We start from the raw sequence: 16,347 nt of genomic DNA, 5'->3' as shown, positions 1-16,347 counted from the left end.
GGAAACTTAAATCACTTTTTTTAATTACTTTGTTTATTTCTTTTTTTCAAGTATTACTAAAAATGGTGGCTGATTAATTTGATTAAGGGCTGTATACTGATAGACCTGATAATTTTCCTGTGGTAGCTGACTGACAAATTCGATAACTGCATTTTTTTCGCTCTGGCCACCAGCGTGACCGTAATAAATCATGATTGCTATGCGGCCATTGACCTCAAGTAAAGACAGACATTGTTTAAGTGCACTAATCGTTGTTTCAGCGAGCGTGATAATTGATTTATCCGAGCTTGGTAGATAGCCGAGATTAAAAATGGCAGCTTTGATTGGCCTTTGAATATATTTATAAATATTTTGATGGCCATCCAAAATTAAGTTAGCTGAAAGGTTGGCCTCCTCAAGCCGCTGCTTAGTTTTGATAAGCGCGACTTCTTGGATATCAAATGCCGTAACAGCAGCACCTAATTTAGCTAAAAAGCAGGTATCATTACCATTTCCCATTGTGGCATCAATTACCGAATCACCAGCTTTAATCACCTCTTTTAACCAGAGATGACCTTGATTAAGCGGACGTTGCATGACGATCTACCAGCTTTCTATCTCTAATATTATACTTGCCTTGATAGCTACTACGTTGTTCAAGCTCACGATCAATTGCATTTAAAACCTCCCATTTTTTTAGACTCCACATTGGACCAATAATTGTCTCGCGAGGTGCATCACCAGTTAACCGATGGATAACAATTTCCTTAGGAATTAGCTCAAGCTGGTCACAGATAATTTGAACATATTCGTCCTTTGATAGAAATTTTAATTTCCCTTGGTGATAGTCACGCTGCATCTTCGTATTGGTCATTAGATGGAGCAGATGGAGTTTAATGCCTTGAATATCTGAATCACAAATGACACGTTTCACATTTTCAAGCATCATTTCGGCAGTTTCTTCGGGTAAGCCGTTGATTAAATGTGTTACAACCTTAATGTCGTGCTGTCTAAGATCAGTAACAGCATCTAGATAGGTTTGATAGTCATGAGCACGATTAATCAAGTGGCTAGTTGCTTCATAGGTTGTTTGTAAGCCAAGCTCAATCCATAAGTGAATTCGTTGGTTGATTTCAGCTAAGTATTCAATCGTTTCTGGTGGTAAGCAGTCTGGTCGAGTAGCAATATTAATGCCAACTACACCGGGGAGCTGGATGACCTGCTCAAATTTCTCTCTAAGCTCGGCGACTGGTGCATGGGTATTAGTATAATTTTGAAAATAGACAATATACTGATTAACATTAGGCCATTTACGGTGCATAAAATCTACTTCTTTTTGAAACTGCATTGGCAATGGATCATGTGGTGCAACGATAAAGTCGCCACTACCCGAAACAGAACAGAAGGTACAACCGCCTTTTGCAACTGTGCCATCACGATTCGGACAGTCGAAGCCACCATCGATTGGAACCTTGAAAATTTTAGAATCAAATAAATTTCTTAAATGCTCATTCCATGTTGTGTAACGCTTTTGATTCACAAGAAGCCTCCTTTTATAATAGCTTGCTTGAAGAGCTGCTATTTGACTCGTTTAAAAATACTTTGTACGCGTTTTTTTATGAAGATTGGGTAGCTAAAATTAAGCCAGGCACCACCAAGTAAAAAGCCAGCTAACACATCGCTCGGGTAATGGACACCAAGATAAATTCTTGAAACGCCGACTAAAATAATGATTAGAGCAGCTATTATTGATATTGTAATTTTAAGCGTGCGGTTTTTTAGAATTTGCCAAGAAATCAAGGCGATACTTCCAAAAAAAACAATCGCAGTTGCACTATGACCGCTTGGGAAGCTATTGGAGCTTTCATTAACTAAATGCTCTAGCAATGGTCGTTCTCGATTATAAACAAGCTTAAATAAAGGCACTAAGATGGCCGGAATAAGAATCGTCCCAGTGAGTAGCCAAATTGCCGCACTTCGTTCATCAGTTCGATATAGGTAGATGATATAAACTAAGCACAGTAAAATAATTGCGGGTAGGCTTGCCATTTGGGTGATCACCTTAAAAAATACTGTTGCTTGATTGGTAATATTAAAACGAATCGCAGCTTGGATTGTAGAGTCTACACCGTTGAGTGTCGCTGGATAAAATTTAACGAGATAACCCAACATCACAAAGAACACTAGACAGAAGCTGCCAATTAATTGATAGGTAGATTTATTTTTCATATATGCCTTTCACAATGCGATGCATTGAATTAAATTAAATGCCAATATTATAACATGAAAAGGGGTTGGGACAAAAGTCCTAAACCCTTTTCATAATGTTCGTAATTTACGGGTTAGCTTGCCTAAAAAGCGTAAACGGCTTGCTCTGAAATGTGAGTACAAGTTAAAAAATAATTATAGCGATGTTTTTTTATCGCGAGTTATTTTTTCTTGTATCGAACATTTTAAGCCGTTGAAGCTAGCTTGCCTAAAAAGCGTAAACGGCTTGCTCTGAAATGTGAGTACAAGTTAAAAAATAATTATAGCGATGTTTTTTTATCGCGAGTTATTTTTTCTTGTATCGAACATTTTAAGCTGTTGAAGCTAGACTACCTAAAAATTTCAAATAAGTACATTTCCGCTCAGGCAAAGTATGACCGAATATATAAATGTGAAATTAGCTTGTTTGACAGGTTTTCTCTCTCAAAACTGTTCAAATAAAGAGGTCACAGTTTTAATTTGGGAGAGTAAGCACCTTGGCTTACGATTTTTTGAAGATGCAATTTAGCTTCTTTTTTAGGTCGTTAAACGTCTTTTGCCTCATCTTCTTATTATCTTATCGTTAAATTAACATAGTATTCCTAATGGCACCTTAAATAAGCTTAACGTGCATTATTTGATTCTGAGTTGGTTTGCAGCAGCTGCTGATTAAATAGGTCAGCTTCCTTAGCAATTTGCTTCAAATCAATCGTCATTTGCTGCGCAGCGAAGAGACAGCCGCAATAGCATTGCCGATAAATATGATACGCCTCACACATTTCAATTGATCGACGGTAGCCATTATTCTTTTTAAAATCACTTGGCAAATAGCTAACATCATAAAATTCTTGTACCTCAATGCCTACTTCGTTGATTACCTTGCTATTTTTATGGGGTGAGATTGTTAGGGCACTACCAAAATAGTCATAACCAAGCTCCTGTGCCTTTTCAGCTACTAAATCAAGTCGCATTTGAAAGCAGGCTTGACAGCGTGCACCACCCTCAGGTGCTGATTCGAGTCCACGTTCCTTAACCATTCTTACAAATTTTTGTGGCTCATAGGGCGCAGCAATAAATTGGACGTTTTGTGCGGTCTGTTGATTAAATTCATTGATAAATTGCTTTTGAACGGTCTCGCGGCGAAGATATTCGCTTCTTGGATGGATATTGGAATTTGCGAAATAAATGGTAATATCTGCAAATTGAGTCAAATATTCTAAGGTATAGGTACTGCATGGTGCGCAACAGCTGTGTAGTAATATTTTGGGCCGAATAGTCGCCTTTTGCCAAGTATCAATCATTTTTTTTAAAACATAATCATAGTTAATTTTTTGATTCGGCTTAAACTTTTTAAGTATCTCTAATGAATTAATCATAATAAATCTTCCCTTTTCTTAATAGACATAGGTTAGCATGCATTCTTTTTTTTGACAATATGAAATATTTTGATGTAAGCTCTTGCTTTTTTTTATAAAACATGATAAAAATAACATATGAACAATAGTTCATATGAAATTATTTTCATGTAAGGAGTGGAAAATTATGAAAATGGATCAAATTGTTACTGAAAGTAAATCAAAACAACAGGTTGCACATCAACATGAGGAAAGTTCTTTTCCAGTTATCTCGTTTTTAATTGGTGTCGTTTTATTTGTGCTAAGCTTGATAGATATATTGCCAATTTCCAGTTCCATTCTTTTTGTGATTGTTATTATTATTTCTGGCTATCATGTGATTTGGGAGGGGATTCAGCTTACCATCTCTGATAGTAAAAAACAGCTAAAATTTACACCTAATATCCATTTATTAATGTCTCTGGCTGCACTTGGAGCAGTGCTAATTGGTAATTATCAGGAGGCCGCATTATTAATCCTTATTTTTGCAGGGGCGCATTTTTTAGAAGAATATGCTGAGGGTAAAAGTAAGCGCGAAATTAGCAAGCTTTTGAAAATGAATCCAACTGAAGGCAGGCGGATTAATGAGGATGGTCAAATCAAGATTGTACCAGTGTCAGAGCTAAAGCTTGGTGATAAAATTCAAGTTTTAAATGGCGATCAAATTCCGACCGATGGCCAGGTGATTGATGGAATGACCACAGTTGATGAATCGGCGATTAATGGTGAAAGTATGCCCAAGGAGAAGCAGGTTGGTGATTTAGTTTTTGGTGGTACAATCAATGGAAACGGCATTTTGACTGTCATCGTCACCAAGGATAGTCGGGATACGGTATTTGCTAAGATTGTACAGCTAGTAGCGCAATCACAACAAAATATCTCGCCTACTGCGACAAAAATTAAAAAAATTGAACCAGTTTATGTTAAAACGGTCCTACTTTTATTACCAGTTTTTATTCTCATTGGCTATACCTTGATTGGTTGGTCTTTTGAACAAAGTATCTATCGTGGCATGGTATTTTTAATTTCGGTATCACCGTGTGCTTTAGCTGCAAGTGCAGTACCAGCAACTTTATCGGCAATCTCCAATTTGGCAAAGCGTGGCGTGTTATTTAAGGGCGGTTCTTATTTATCCAATTTAGCGGAAATCAAAGCAATTGCCTTTGATAAAACCGGCACTTTGACCGAGGGCAAGCCTAAAGTTACAGATTATTATCTGATGAGTGATTCAAAGCGCGAAAAGGCACAATGGCTATCCATTATTGTTGCTTTAGAAAGGCAAGCTAACCATCCCTTAGCTGAAGCGATTGTCAGTCGATTTACTGAAGCAGCAGCTACAAGGCTTGTAATTGAAGTGAATAATCAAGTTGGTGCAGGGTTAAATGGTAATTATCAAGGTAACTATTATCAGCTGGGTAAACCAAGCATATTTAATACAGTTAATCAAAAAATTGTAGAAAAGCAGGAACAATTTGCACGCCAAGGTAAGACGGTTGTTTATTTTGCCATTAACCATGAGGTAGTTGGATTGATTGCTTTGATGGATATTGCTAATCCTAAGGCCAAGCAAGTGATTGACTATCTAAATGCCCAAAGGATTCATACGACCTTAATTACTGGAGATTCTGAGCTGACTGGACAGGCAATTGGCTCACAGCTTGGATTGACTGAAGTGATAACGAATGTCATGCCTGAAGATAAATCAGCAATTATCAATACACAAAAGCAAAAATTTGGTATAGTAGGTATGGTAGGTGACGGGATTAATGATGCCCCAGCCTTAGTTAATGCTGATATTGGGATTGCGATGGGTGATGGCACGGATATTGCAATTGATGTATCAGATGTTGTATTGATGAATAATGATTTATCTAAGCTTAGTTATGCACATCGGATATCCAAAAAATTAAACCAAATTGTTTATCAAAATATCTTTTTCTCTTTGTTGATAATTATATTATTAGTGACACTAAATTTTATTGGCAAAATGGATATATCAATTGGTGTGCTTGCACACGAGGGCAGTACATTACTAGTTATTTTTAACGGCTTACGCCTATTGATTCCGGTTAAGGACTAGCATTTAAATCAATCGAATTGATTAAAGGGGTTCTTTCAATGATTGATGATCAGAAACTAATTGAAAAGGTGCAACAAACATTTCGCGTGCTTAGCAATGAAACACGATTAAAAATTATCATTTGTTTAATCGAAAAAGAATTAAATGTTAAGGAGCTAGAAGCTCAGATTGGGCTTTCACAGACGGCGATTTCACATCAGCTGGCTGCCTTGCGCGATGCAAATCTGGTAGTTGCTAATAAGGTTGGGCGAATGAAGTATTACCGTTTAGCCGATGAGCACGTTGAACGCCTTATTCAAATGTCCTTGGATCATAGTAAGGAATCGGCAGATTGAAAACAAAAAAGTGATTGTTCTAATTGAGCAATCATTTTTTTTGAATAATCTAGTGCAGCTATTGATTTTTCAATTTAGTCAGCTTTAAGGCAAGGGTGTTATTATCCAATAGAATGGTGGGATAAAACAATGGTCAAGATATTATTGGTAGATGATGACAAAGACATTCGGGATTTACAAAGAGTTTTACTTGAACCTTATGTCGATGAAATTATTGAAGCTAAAAATGGCAAAGAAGCAATAGAAGCGATTGATGAAACAATTAATCTTGTGATCATGGATAATATGATGCCCAAAATGAGTGGTATCGATGCGGTCAAAGAAATCCGGAAGAGCTCACCATTGCCAATTCTTTTTGTTTCGGCAAAAGGTCAAGAATATGATAAGATTTCAGGCTATTCAGCAGGTGGTGACGATTATTTAGTAAAGCCGTTCTCTCCTCAAGAATTACAGCTAAAAGTGCAAGCAATGCTTAGACGTTCATTAGAATATAGTCATTCAAATCAGGATACGAATGAAATCAAGGTTAGAGATTTGGTGATTAATATCTCTAGTCGGGAGGTTTGGGTAGCTCATCGCCCAGTTAATTTGACAGGTAAAGAATTTGATGTATTGAAGCTACTTGCCTCAAGAGCTGGTCAGGTTTTTTCGGCAGAAGTGATATATGAGCAGGTTTGGCAAGAGCCTTATTACTATAATTCAAGCAGCACTATTATGACCCATATTAAAAAATTACGTCAAAAATTGGAGGAAAATCCAAAGACACCAAAGTATATTCAAACGATCTGGGGAGTGGGGTATAAGATTGAAAAGTAATCAGGGACGAACAACCTTTCCTAGAGAAACATTAAACTATTTATTTTTTAGCGCTGGTTTAGGGATTTTAACTTTTGTTTTACTTTTTTTTAGTAGTTATTTTTTATATAATCAGGTAATTCAACCCAATCGAGAAGCGAAGCTATTGGCGACCGCTGTTGCTGAATTTCAGTCATATGTTACCGAGCATCAGGTGGATAGTAATGATCAGCTTTCCTGGCAGTCTAGTGATGGCACCGTAATTTATTTAAGAAATCAGTCGAAAATCAATCAGTCGGGCTCGCAAACACCTCCCAAAAATAACCAGCCTGTTGATTCAAAAAGAGCTCTAAGTTCAGAAAGTCAATCAAAAATAAAATACTCTGACGCACAAGTTGTTAGTACATTTTTAGTGGTTAATAACAAATGGCCATTTTATATAATAACGATTGTTGTTATCATAATTGCTTTATCGATTATTATTTTAAATTTTTATCGTCTTTTATTACAAAAAGCAAGGTATATGAATGAAATTGAAAAGGGAACCTTGATTTTGGAATCTGGCGATCTATCATATCGGATTCCAGAGCTAGGCAATGATGAGCTTTCACAAATTGCCTCTAGCATCAACGAAATGAGTGCTTCATTGTCTGATAAGATTACTTCAGAAGCAAATTCACTTCAAGCATCAAGAGAGCTAATTGGTGATCTAAGTCATGATATCAGAACACCCTTAACAATTTTGACAGGCTATTTACCGTTATTATTAGAATCGGAATTAACGAAGCAGCAAAGACAGTATTTGGAATTAATTCAGAAAAAAACGAATCAAATTAGATTGCGGGTTGACGAGCTATTAGATTATGCAACGATTTCTTCTGGGCAGCAACCATTGAATTTGACAACAATCAATGTTTCGAATTTGATTCGTCAATTTGAGCAAGAATTAAAGCCGATTGTAGCTGTTCATTTAAATAATCGGTTAATCGGAGAGGTATTGATTGTTGGTGATCAATCTTTACTTGACCGTCTCTTTGATAATTTAGTTTCTAACATTCGCCAGCATGGTGATTTAACCGAAAGTGTTCAAATTGAAGTGTACGAACATAATCAGCAATTTTGCTTGGAAGTGCGTAATAAAATTTTGCTAGACGATGAAGCCAACTCAGGCAAATCGCTAGGTGTAAAGATTGGTTCAATGATTGCCAATTTACATCAAGGAAACTATTTTACTGAAGCTAACGACTTTGATTACACGACAAAAATTATTCTACCGATTAATAATGAGTAATGGAAGAGTTACAATTTGTCTTTGAATCCTAATACCAGTAATTCTGCCGATGGCTTTCATTTGGCAATTAAATATCTATATACAAAACGTTTTGGTTTTTACAATTTGTAAAAGCCGAGGCGTTTTTTTTTGATATTGATTCTAAAAAATCAGAATTGTTCAGGAATTGTTCAGATAGTGTTCATTTTTGACCTTTAAACTATGCTTATAGGATTTGAGAGAGGAGTACAAAATGGCAAAGGCTAAAGTTAAAACAGGTACAATTTTTGAAAGACGCGAAAAAAAGTATTTACTAACAAAAGTAAAATTTAATCTATTAATGGCTGAATTAGAAAAATATATGACCGTTGATGAATATGGTCTACATACAATTCATACCGTTTATTATGATACAGATGATTTTGATGTGATTCGTCATTCAGTTAGCAAGCCGAAATTTAAAGAAAAGCTTCGGCTAAGAAGCTACGGTCAGGCTGAAAAATCTTCGCCCGTTTATCTTGAACTTAAGAAAAAGGTGGCGGGTGTTACCTATAAACGCCGTGTGGCATTAGATTATCAAACGGCTCAAAATTATTTGAAATATGGTCGTAAGCCAAGTCAGATGAATCAGGTGTTTAAAGAAATTGACTACTATATGCAACAGCAGGTGCTAAAGCCCAAGGTATTAATTAGCTACGATCGCTTGGCATTGAGTGGCTTATCAGATCCGGACTTTAGAATCACCTTTGATCAGAACATACGTTATTCACTATCTAGCTTTGATTTGACAGCAATTGCTGATGAATATGAAACGCCGCTTGTCAGGTCGGATGAAATATTGATGGAGGTCAAAATTTTAGGTGCCTTCCCATTAGAAATTAGTCAATTATTTTCCAAATTGGCGATTTTCCAGAATAAATTTACCAAGTATGGCAATGTTTATCAATGGATTTTATATCCTGAATGGGAAAAACAAAAGTTAAATGATTTGTCAGATGAAACTCAGACCATTAAGAAATATCCACAGGAGGAATTGCATTATGTTAAACAGTATCATTTCTAGTAATACGAGTGAAATGAATGTTACAACGCTTCAATTATTAATCGTTATTATTTCGAGTTTAGCCTTGGGCTTAATTATTGCTAAGATTCATATGTTCAGAAATTCATATACAAAAAACTTTATTTTCACAGTTGCCTTGTTACCTGTTTTAGTCTCATCTGTCATTATGGTAGTCAATGGTAATCTAGGTGCTGGAATAACTGTTGCAGGTGCCTTTAGCTTGGTTCGGTTTCGCTCAGCTCCTGGTAACGCCAGAGAAATCTCAACCATCTTTTTTGCAATGGCAACCGGCTTAGCCATTGGTATGGGCTATATTTTATATGCTTTCCTTTTTACAATCTTAGTTAGCTTGGCGATGGTTGTTTATACCGTCATTAAATTTGGTGATTCTGTTGAAAATGTTAAAGAAGTTCGGATTACGGTACCTGAGACGCTAAATTATGTTAATGATTTTAACTCAGCCTTTAAGCAATACACAGATCATTATCATTTAAACTTTATTAAAACGACTAATCTAGGTAGCTTAATCGAAGTGTCGTATACCGTTCATGAAAAAAATCCTTATAATGAAAAGCAGTTTTTAGATGAAATTAGAACGGTTAACGGTAATTTGCCAATTATAATTAAGCCAGCTGGTAGTGGTAAAGAGGAGCTATAGTTGAAAATCGAAAGAAGGGCTTGCGATGTTGATACTAATTATCGTCATCATATTAGGTTTTTGCTGGATGATCATTCCAAAATAATATGTTTATAATTTAATGGAGGAATTAATAATGAACAAATATAAAAAAATAATATTTACAAGCTTATCAACGCTATTGGTGATAGCGACGGTCGGCTGCAGTCAGACAAGCTCTGAGTCAAGTAATTCAAGCACTTCGACTAGTAGCTCGTCTAGTAGCAGTGGCTCAACTAGCTCGACAACGGTCGCTAGCTCAGCTGAAACGACAGAAGTAGATTTGGATAATGGTGACGAGTCAATCAATTGGGACGAGCTGTCAACAACGGAAGTGACTCTTAGCAATGAAGCCTTAAATATTACTGAGGCAGGTACTTATGTTTTAAGTGGTACAACAACGGCAGGTATCCACGTCAATACAACTGGTAATGTCCGAATTATTTTAAAGGGGGCAACGATTAAGAGCACTGATAGTGCTGCCATTTATGTCGAAAGTGCCGAAAATACAGTTATTGAATTGGCAGATGGCACAGAGAATACGATCTCAGATGCTTCAACTCGAAGTGATGAAACAATAGATGGTGCGATTTATTCAAAAGATGATTTGATTTTGACAGGTAGTGGCAAGCTGACACTAACGGCAAATTATCAGGATGGTATTGTTTCAAAGGATGATTTAAAAATTAGTGGTGGTACATATGATATTACAAGTGTAGATGATGCGATTCGCGGTAAGGACTCCGTCTATATTTCAGGTGGTACATTTACCATTAATGCGACAGCAGATGCAATCAAATCAACTAATGATACTGATCAAACGAAAGGATTTGTCTATATTTCAGGTGGCACATTTACAATTAACAGCGGTGATGATGCGATTCACGCTGAGGAAAAATTAATTGTTGACGGTGGCGTGATTAATATTGAAAGCTGTGTTGAAGGTTTAGAGGCGGCATTGGTGACAGTAAATGACGGTGAAATTACGATTAGCTCTTCAGATGATGGTATCAATGGCTCGGCTTCAAACTTTACAGCTACACCAATTGTAACCATAAATGGCGGTACAATTGATATTACGATGGCTTCTGGAGATACCGATGGGATTGATTCAAATGGTGATATCGTAGTTAATGGCGGTACGATTACAATTTCAGCAAATTCTTCGTTTGACTATGATGGTACAGCAACTTATAACGGTGGCACCATTATTGTTAATGGCGAGCAGGTAGATTCAATTCCAGAAAGTACAATGGGTGGCCCTGCAGGTGGTGGCGGTGGCTTCGGAAGGGGGTAATTTTAATGGAAGCAACAATTGTTATTCCTGCCTATGAGCCGGGGGAACGCTTTATTCAATTGATTGATGATTTGACAGCCTTAACGAGACGTCGAATTATTGTTATTGATGATGGCTCAGGCAATGCTTTTCAGCCTATTTTTTCACAAGTAGAGGCGAAAGGTGCGATTGTCATACATCAATTTAAAAATAAAGGTAAAGGGATTGCCTTAAAAACAGCAATGCGCTTTCAATTAAATGAGTTTAAAGAGGCTAAAGGAATGGTAACTGCTGACTGTGATGGTCAGCACCGACCAACCGATATTTTAAAAATTGCTGAACGATTAGACCAAGCTGCTGATAAATTGATTTTAGGAACGAGAGATTTTGGTAAAAATACACCATTTAAAAGCTATTACGGTAATAAAATAACTTCGATGATTTTTCATTTTTCAACTGGCTTAACAGCACATGATACCCAAACTGGTTTACGTGGACTTCCTCAATCTAGCTTGGAGGCGATGATCAAAATAAATGGTGCCCGCTTTGAATATGAAATGAATGTTTTAATGGCAGCCAATCAGCTCGGCTTGAAAATTGAGGAAATACCAATTGAAACGGTTTATTTTGGTAATAATGCGCATTCTCATTTTAGAGCATTTAAAGATTCAATTTTAATCTATCAATCCTTTTTAAAGTTTACATTTAGCTCGTTAATCTGTTCAATGGTAGATTTACTATTATTTTATTTCTTATATCAGTTTGTTTTTCAAAGCTCAGCAGATGTTCTGCTGATGGCCACCGTGACAGCACGCATCTTTAGTGGCATGCTTAATTTCACTTTGAATCGTCAGCTTGTTTTCTTTTCAAAGGGGGATCATTCTATCGAGGCAATCAAGTATATCATCTTATTTTTGATACAGCTTTTCTTAAGCTGGTTGCTTGTTTGGAGCTTATCATCTTTAACTAGTCTGGTGATCCTGCTGAAAATAATGGTTGATCTAACATTATTTATTGCGAGTTATTACATCCAAAAACGTTATATCTTTAAAGAGACAAGAGGTGTTCAATTTGGTTAAAAGGCAGCGAAAAAAACATGGCTTTCCATTCTTCTCAATTTATTCATTGCTAATCACAGGCTTTACAGGCTTTGTCTTATTGGATACCTTTGTTTTACCGAAATCCTATCAGGCGATTGCTTCAAATGAAACTGCGAGTACAGAAAAAACAGGAACTGATACAAGCAGTACAAGCACGAGTGGCAGCAGCGAGGCAGTTGTCACAGATACGAGCTATAGCGATGATAATATTCAGATTCAAATTACGACTGAGGAGTCTAGCGGGACAACTTATTATGTAGCGGACATCCAGGTCAGTGATCCAAGCTATCTTCAAACAGCTTTAGCCAACGATACATATGGTAGAAATATTAAGGAAACTGTTTCGGATATGGCAAGCGACAAATCGGCGATTTTAGCGATTAATGGTGATTATTATGGCTTTCGAGATACCGGTTATGTCATTAGAAATGGCGTCTTATACCGTGATACTGCAGAGGCAGATACAGATGCTCTAGTCGTTGATTCAGACGGTAATTTTTCAGTAGTCAATCAATCAGATGTGACAGCAGAAGCTTTGCTTGAAGACGGTGCGACACAGGTCTTGTCATTTGGACCGACACTGGTTGAGGACGGAGAAATTGCTGTTTCAACTAATGATGAAGTAGGTCAATCGATGTCTAGCAATCCGAGAACAGCAATCGGTCAAATTAGTGAAAATCACTATATTATTGTTGTATCTGATGGTAGGACTGATGAGAGTGAAGGCTTTTCACTCTATCAATTAGCACAAGTCATGCAAGCCAAGGGCGCTACAATTGCTTATAATTTAGATGGCGGTGGCTCATCTACAATGGTCTTTAATGGCACAGTGATTAATAATCCAGTCGCAGGTGCACAAGGCTCGTCTGGAAGTGAACGTTCAGTCAGTGATATGATCTATATTGGCTATTAGTAATGAGGTGTTTATTATGAAAATCAAAAAAAGTATTATTTTTTTAATAATCAGTTCAATTTTGTTATTTATTGTCAAGACAGTATATAACTATTTTGGACATGGCGTAACCAGTGATGCAATGAATCGCATTTGGATTTATCCGTTAGTATTGCTTCCGATATTAGTTATTTTATTTGTTTTAAATCGCCAGCTATGGTCAAAACAGCAAATCAAATATGTGACACGGTCATTAACGGTGGCTATGTTTACCTATGTGCTTGGACAATTTTTAACAGGCGTCTTTGAGATTGCTGGAACGAGTTCAGAATATTTAATTGTATATTCAATTTTAAGTGGCGCTCTAAGCTGCTTTGGTTTACTGCTTTGGATGGTTCTTTCTTTTAAACAACACCATCATCAGATAACAGCTAGTCGGTCCTAATTAATGAATGCTCACCCCGCTTTACCTATAGTATTTATTGAATAATCAGTTGCGATATTTAAAAAAATCAAAGGAGATTATGTCGAAACTTAGCCATTGTGCTATAATGAAAGGCAAAATGAATATTCTTATAAAGGAGCAATTTCGTGGGCTATAATCACCAAGAAATAGAAAAAAAATGGCAACATTACTGGAAAAAACATCATACATTTAAAACAACTGAAGATGCGAATAAACCGAAATTTTATGCTTTAGATATGTTCCCTTACCCATCTGGACAAGGCTTGCACGTAGGTCACCCAGAAGGCTATACAGCAACGGATATCTTATCTCGTTTTAAACGTGCACAAGGCTTTAATGTTTTACACCCAATGGGCTGGGATGCCTTTGGTTTACCTGCTGAACAGTATGCAATTGATACAGGTAATGACCCGGCAGAATTTACAGCAAAAAATATTGAAACTTTCAGAAAACAAATCAATTCGCTTGGCTTTAGCTACGACTGGGATCGTGAAATCAATACGACTGATCCGAATTATTATAAATGGACACAGTGGATTTTCTTGAAGCTCTATGAAAAGGGCTTAGCTTACGAAGATGAGGTGGCGGTCAATTGGGTGCCAGCATTAGGTACCGTAATTGCCAATGAAGAAGTAATGCCTGACGGTACGAGTGAACGTGGTGGTCATCCTGTTGAACGTAAACCAATGCGTCAATGGATGTTGAAGATTACCGCGTATGCAGAGCGATTATTAGATGATTTAGACTTGGTAGATTGGCCTGAATCGATTAAAGAAATGCAGCGCAACTGGATTGGTAAGTCTGTCGGTGCACACGTTAACTTTAAGATTGCTAAAACAGATTTTGATTTTACTGTCTTCACAACGCGTCCAGACACGCTTTTCGGGGCGACCTATGCGGTCCTAGCACCTGAGCATGATTTAGTTGAAAAGATTACCACTGCTGAACAAAAGTCGGCAGTTGAGGCTTATATCAAGGAAGCTTCTTTGAAATCTGATTTAGCAAGAACGGATTTAGCAAAGGAAAAAACAGGTGTCTTTACAGGTGCCTATGCAATTAATCCGGTTAATCAGGAATTAATTCCAATCTGGATTGCCGACTATGTTTTAGCAAGCTATGGTACCGGTGCAATTATGGCTGTGCCTGCTCACGATGAACGGGACTATGAATTTGCAAAGCAATTTGCCTTGCCAATTATTCCAGTTTTAGAAGGTGGCGATGTCAGTCAGGAAGCCTTTATTGGTGATGGCTTGCATATTAATTCTGATTTTCTTGATGGTCTAGATAAAGAGACGGCAATTAGCCAAATGATTGAGTGGCTTGAAGCCAAGGAGGTTGGACAAAAGCAGATTAATTATCGCCTCCGTGATTGGTTATTTTCACGTCAACGTTATTGGGGTGAACCGATTCCAATTATTCATTGGGAGGATGGTGAAACAACGGCGGTTGCTGAGTCTGAGCTACCATTGATTTTACCGAAAACGAAGGACATTAAACCAAGTGGTACAGGTGAAAGTCCACTTGCCAATCTAACGGATTGGTTAGAAGTAGTCGATGAAGATGGTCGCAAGGGGCGCCGTGAGACTAATACTATGCCACAATGGGCGGGTTCTTCTTGGTATTTCTTGCGCTATATTGATCCCAAAAATAAAGAAGCACTCGCTGATTATGATAAATTAAAACGCTGGATGCCCGTTGACGTCTATATTGGTGGCGCTGAACATGCTGTTTTACATTTATTATATGCACGCTTTTGGCATAAGTTTTTATATGATATCGGTGTTGTACCAACGAAAGAGCCCTTCCAAAAGCTTTTTAATCAAGGCATGATTTTAGGAATGAGCTATGAGGATGCGCGTGGTGCGCTAGTCAATAATGATGAGGTTGAAAAGCGTGATGGTCAATATTATAAGATTGATACTTGTGAAACTTTAAAAGAAGTACCAGCGAAAATGTCTAAATCACGTGGTAATGTTGTTAATCCGGACGATGTAGTTGCTAAATATGGTGCGGATACCTTACGTCTCTATGAAATGTTTATGGGACCATTAGATGCTTCAATTGCTTGGAGTGAGGATGGCCTAGAAGGCAGTCGTAAGTTCTTGGATCGCGTTTGGCGCCTAATTATTGACGACGAAAACAGGTTACGTGACCATGTCACAACTTTCAATGATGGCAAATTAACCAAGGTTTATCATCAGACTGTTAAGAAGGTGACCGAAGACTTTGAAGCCCTGCATTTTAACACAGCAATTTCTCAATTGATGGTCTTTGTCAATGCGGCAAACAAGGCAGAAGTCTTACCCTATGAGTATATTAATGGCTTTGTTCAGCTTTTGGCACCAATTGCACCACACATTGCAGAAGAGCTTTGGTCTAAATTAGAGCATGATATTGATATTTCTTATGTCCCTTGGCCAGCTTATGATGAAAAAGAATTGGTTGAAGATGAAATTGAGGTTGTCTTCCAAATTCTTGGTAAGGTCAAGGCAAGAGCCAAGGTGATGCGTGATTTGTCAAATGACGAGCTTGAGCGTATTGCCTTAGAAAACGAAACGATTGCTGAATTATTATCAGGAAAGACTGTTCGTAAGGTGATTGTGGTACCAAATAAATTGGTAAATATCGTTGCAAACTAAATAAATAATTGAATGAATAACGGCAAGTAATAAAAAGGAGGTGGGACAAACGACGTTTAACGACGTAGAAAATTAGGAAATTGATGGCATTTGCTTGAAAATGTTCGGAAATTTGTCTATTTTCCTAGTCGTTGT

At 37.2% G+C, this 16,347-nt stretch carries 15 protein-coding genes; 11 read left to right on the top strand and 4 right to left on the bottom strand.

Annotated elements, in window-relative coordinates; genetic code table 11:
- Positions 1-33: 33 nt before the first annotated feature.
- The 4 genes from HOY35_RS11350 to HOY35_RS11335 all read right to left on the bottom strand — a co-directional run bounded on the left by HOY35_RS11350 (position 34) and on the right by HOY35_RS11335 (position 3,602).
- Positions 34-576, bottom strand: coding sequence for a class I SAM-dependent methyltransferase (locus HOY35_RS11350; RefSeq protein ID WP_172213806.1), 543 nt, complete (start codon positions 574-576; stop codon positions 34-36).
- Positions 560-1,519 carry a TIGR01212 family radical SAM protein gene (locus HOY35_RS11345; RefSeq protein ID WP_172213804.1) on the bottom strand — a complete coding sequence of 320 codons (960 nt, stop codon included), beginning with the start codon at positions 1,517-1,519 and terminating at the stop codon, positions 560-562. Before HOY35_RS11345 ends, HOY35_RS11350 begins: the two co-directional genes overlap by 17 nt.
- Before the next feature lie 38 nt (positions 1,520-1,557).
- Complete coding sequence (locus HOY35_RS11340) at positions 1,558-2,208, bottom strand: phosphatase PAP2 family protein (protein ID WP_172213802.1); 651 nt, start codon at positions 2,206-2,208, stop codon at positions 1,558-1,560.
- Positions 2,209-2,849: 641 nt separating this feature from the next.
- Positions 2,850-3,602 carry an epoxyqueuosine reductase QueH gene (locus HOY35_RS11335; RefSeq protein ID WP_172213800.1) on the bottom strand — a complete coding sequence of 251 codons (753 nt, stop codon included), beginning with the start codon at positions 3,600-3,602 and terminating at the stop codon, positions 2,850-2,852.
- Positions 3,603-3,774: 172 nt separating this feature from the next.
- Here HOY35_RS11335 and HOY35_RS11330 point away from each other — a divergent pair, with 172 nt between their 5' ends.
- From HOY35_RS11330 to leuS, 11 genes are all read left to right on the top strand, one after another.
- Positions 3,775-5,700, top strand: a complete 1,926-nt coding sequence (locus HOY35_RS11330) for a heavy metal translocating P-type ATPase (RefSeq protein ID WP_172213875.1) — start codon at positions 3,775-3,777, stop codon at positions 5,698-5,700.
- Between the two features lie 38 nt (positions 5,701-5,738).
- Complete coding sequence (locus tag HOY35_RS11325) at positions 5,739-6,035, top strand: helix-turn-helix transcriptional regulator (protein ID WP_172213798.1); 297 nt, start codon at positions 5,739-5,741, stop codon at positions 6,033-6,035.
- Between the two features lie 129 nt (positions 6,036-6,164).
- Positions 6,165-6,851: a response regulator transcription factor gene (locus HOY35_RS11320; protein WP_172213796.1), complete on the top strand. Its 687-nt coding sequence runs from the start codon at positions 6,165-6,167 to the stop codon at positions 6,849-6,851.
- Positions 6,841-8,121: a HAMP domain-containing sensor histidine kinase gene (locus tag HOY35_RS11315; RefSeq protein WP_172213794.1), complete on the top strand. Its 1,281-nt coding sequence runs from the start codon at positions 6,841-6,843 to the stop codon at positions 8,119-8,121. The genes HOY35_RS11320 and HOY35_RS11315 overlap by 11 nt, the downstream gene beginning before the upstream one ends.
- Positions 8,122-8,353: 232 nt before the next feature.
- Entirely contained in the window at positions 8,354-9,163 is an 810-nt protein-coding gene (locus tag HOY35_RS11310) for a polyphosphate polymerase domain-containing protein (RefSeq protein WP_172213792.1), read from the top strand.
- The gene (locus HOY35_RS11305) at positions 9,141-9,821 is read left to right on the top strand and encodes a DUF4956 domain-containing protein (RefSeq protein ID WP_172213790.1); all 681 of its coding nucleotides are present in this window, start codon (positions 9,141-9,143) and stop codon (positions 9,819-9,821) included. Before HOY35_RS11310 ends, HOY35_RS11305 begins: the two co-directional genes overlap by 23 nt.
- 115 nt (positions 9,822-9,936) lie before the next feature.
- Complete coding sequence (locus tag HOY35_RS11300; RefSeq protein ID WP_172213788.1) at positions 9,937-11,136, top strand: carbohydrate-binding domain-containing protein; 1,200 nt, start codon at positions 9,937-9,939, stop codon at positions 11,134-11,136.
- Between the two features lie 5 nt (positions 11,137-11,141).
- Positions 11,142-12,194 carry a bifunctional glycosyltransferase family 2/GtrA family protein gene (locus tag HOY35_RS11295; protein WP_172213786.1) on the top strand — a complete coding sequence of 351 codons (1,053 nt, stop codon included), beginning with the start codon at positions 11,142-11,144 and terminating at the stop codon, positions 12,192-12,194.
- The gene (locus HOY35_RS11290; protein WP_172213784.1) at positions 12,187-13,128 is read left to right on the top strand and encodes a phosphodiester glycosidase family protein; all 942 of its coding nucleotides are present in this window, start codon (positions 12,187-12,189) and stop codon (positions 13,126-13,128) included. Before HOY35_RS11295 ends, HOY35_RS11290 begins: the two co-directional genes overlap by 8 nt.
- A 16-nt stretch (positions 13,129-13,144) precedes the next feature.
- Positions 13,145-13,552 (top strand): hypothetical protein, encoded by a 408-nt coding sequence (locus HOY35_RS11285; RefSeq protein WP_172213782.1) that lies wholly within the window; start codon positions 13,145-13,147, stop codon positions 13,550-13,552.
- 146 nt (positions 13,553-13,698) lie between these two features.
- On the top strand, positions 13,699-16,212 hold the full coding sequence (leuS, locus tag HOY35_RS11280; protein ID WP_172213780.1) for a leucine--tRNA ligase: 2,514 nt from the start codon (positions 13,699-13,701) through the stop codon (positions 16,210-16,212).
- Positions 16,213-16,347: the final 135 nt, after the last annotated feature.

This window comes from Enterococcus sp. MMGLQ5-1 (genome assembly GCF_013155265.1).
GTDB lineage: Bacteria > Bacillota > Bacilli > Lactobacillales > Streptococcaceae > MMGLQ5-1.
This window is presented reverse-complemented; position numbering and strand designations above follow the sequence as displayed.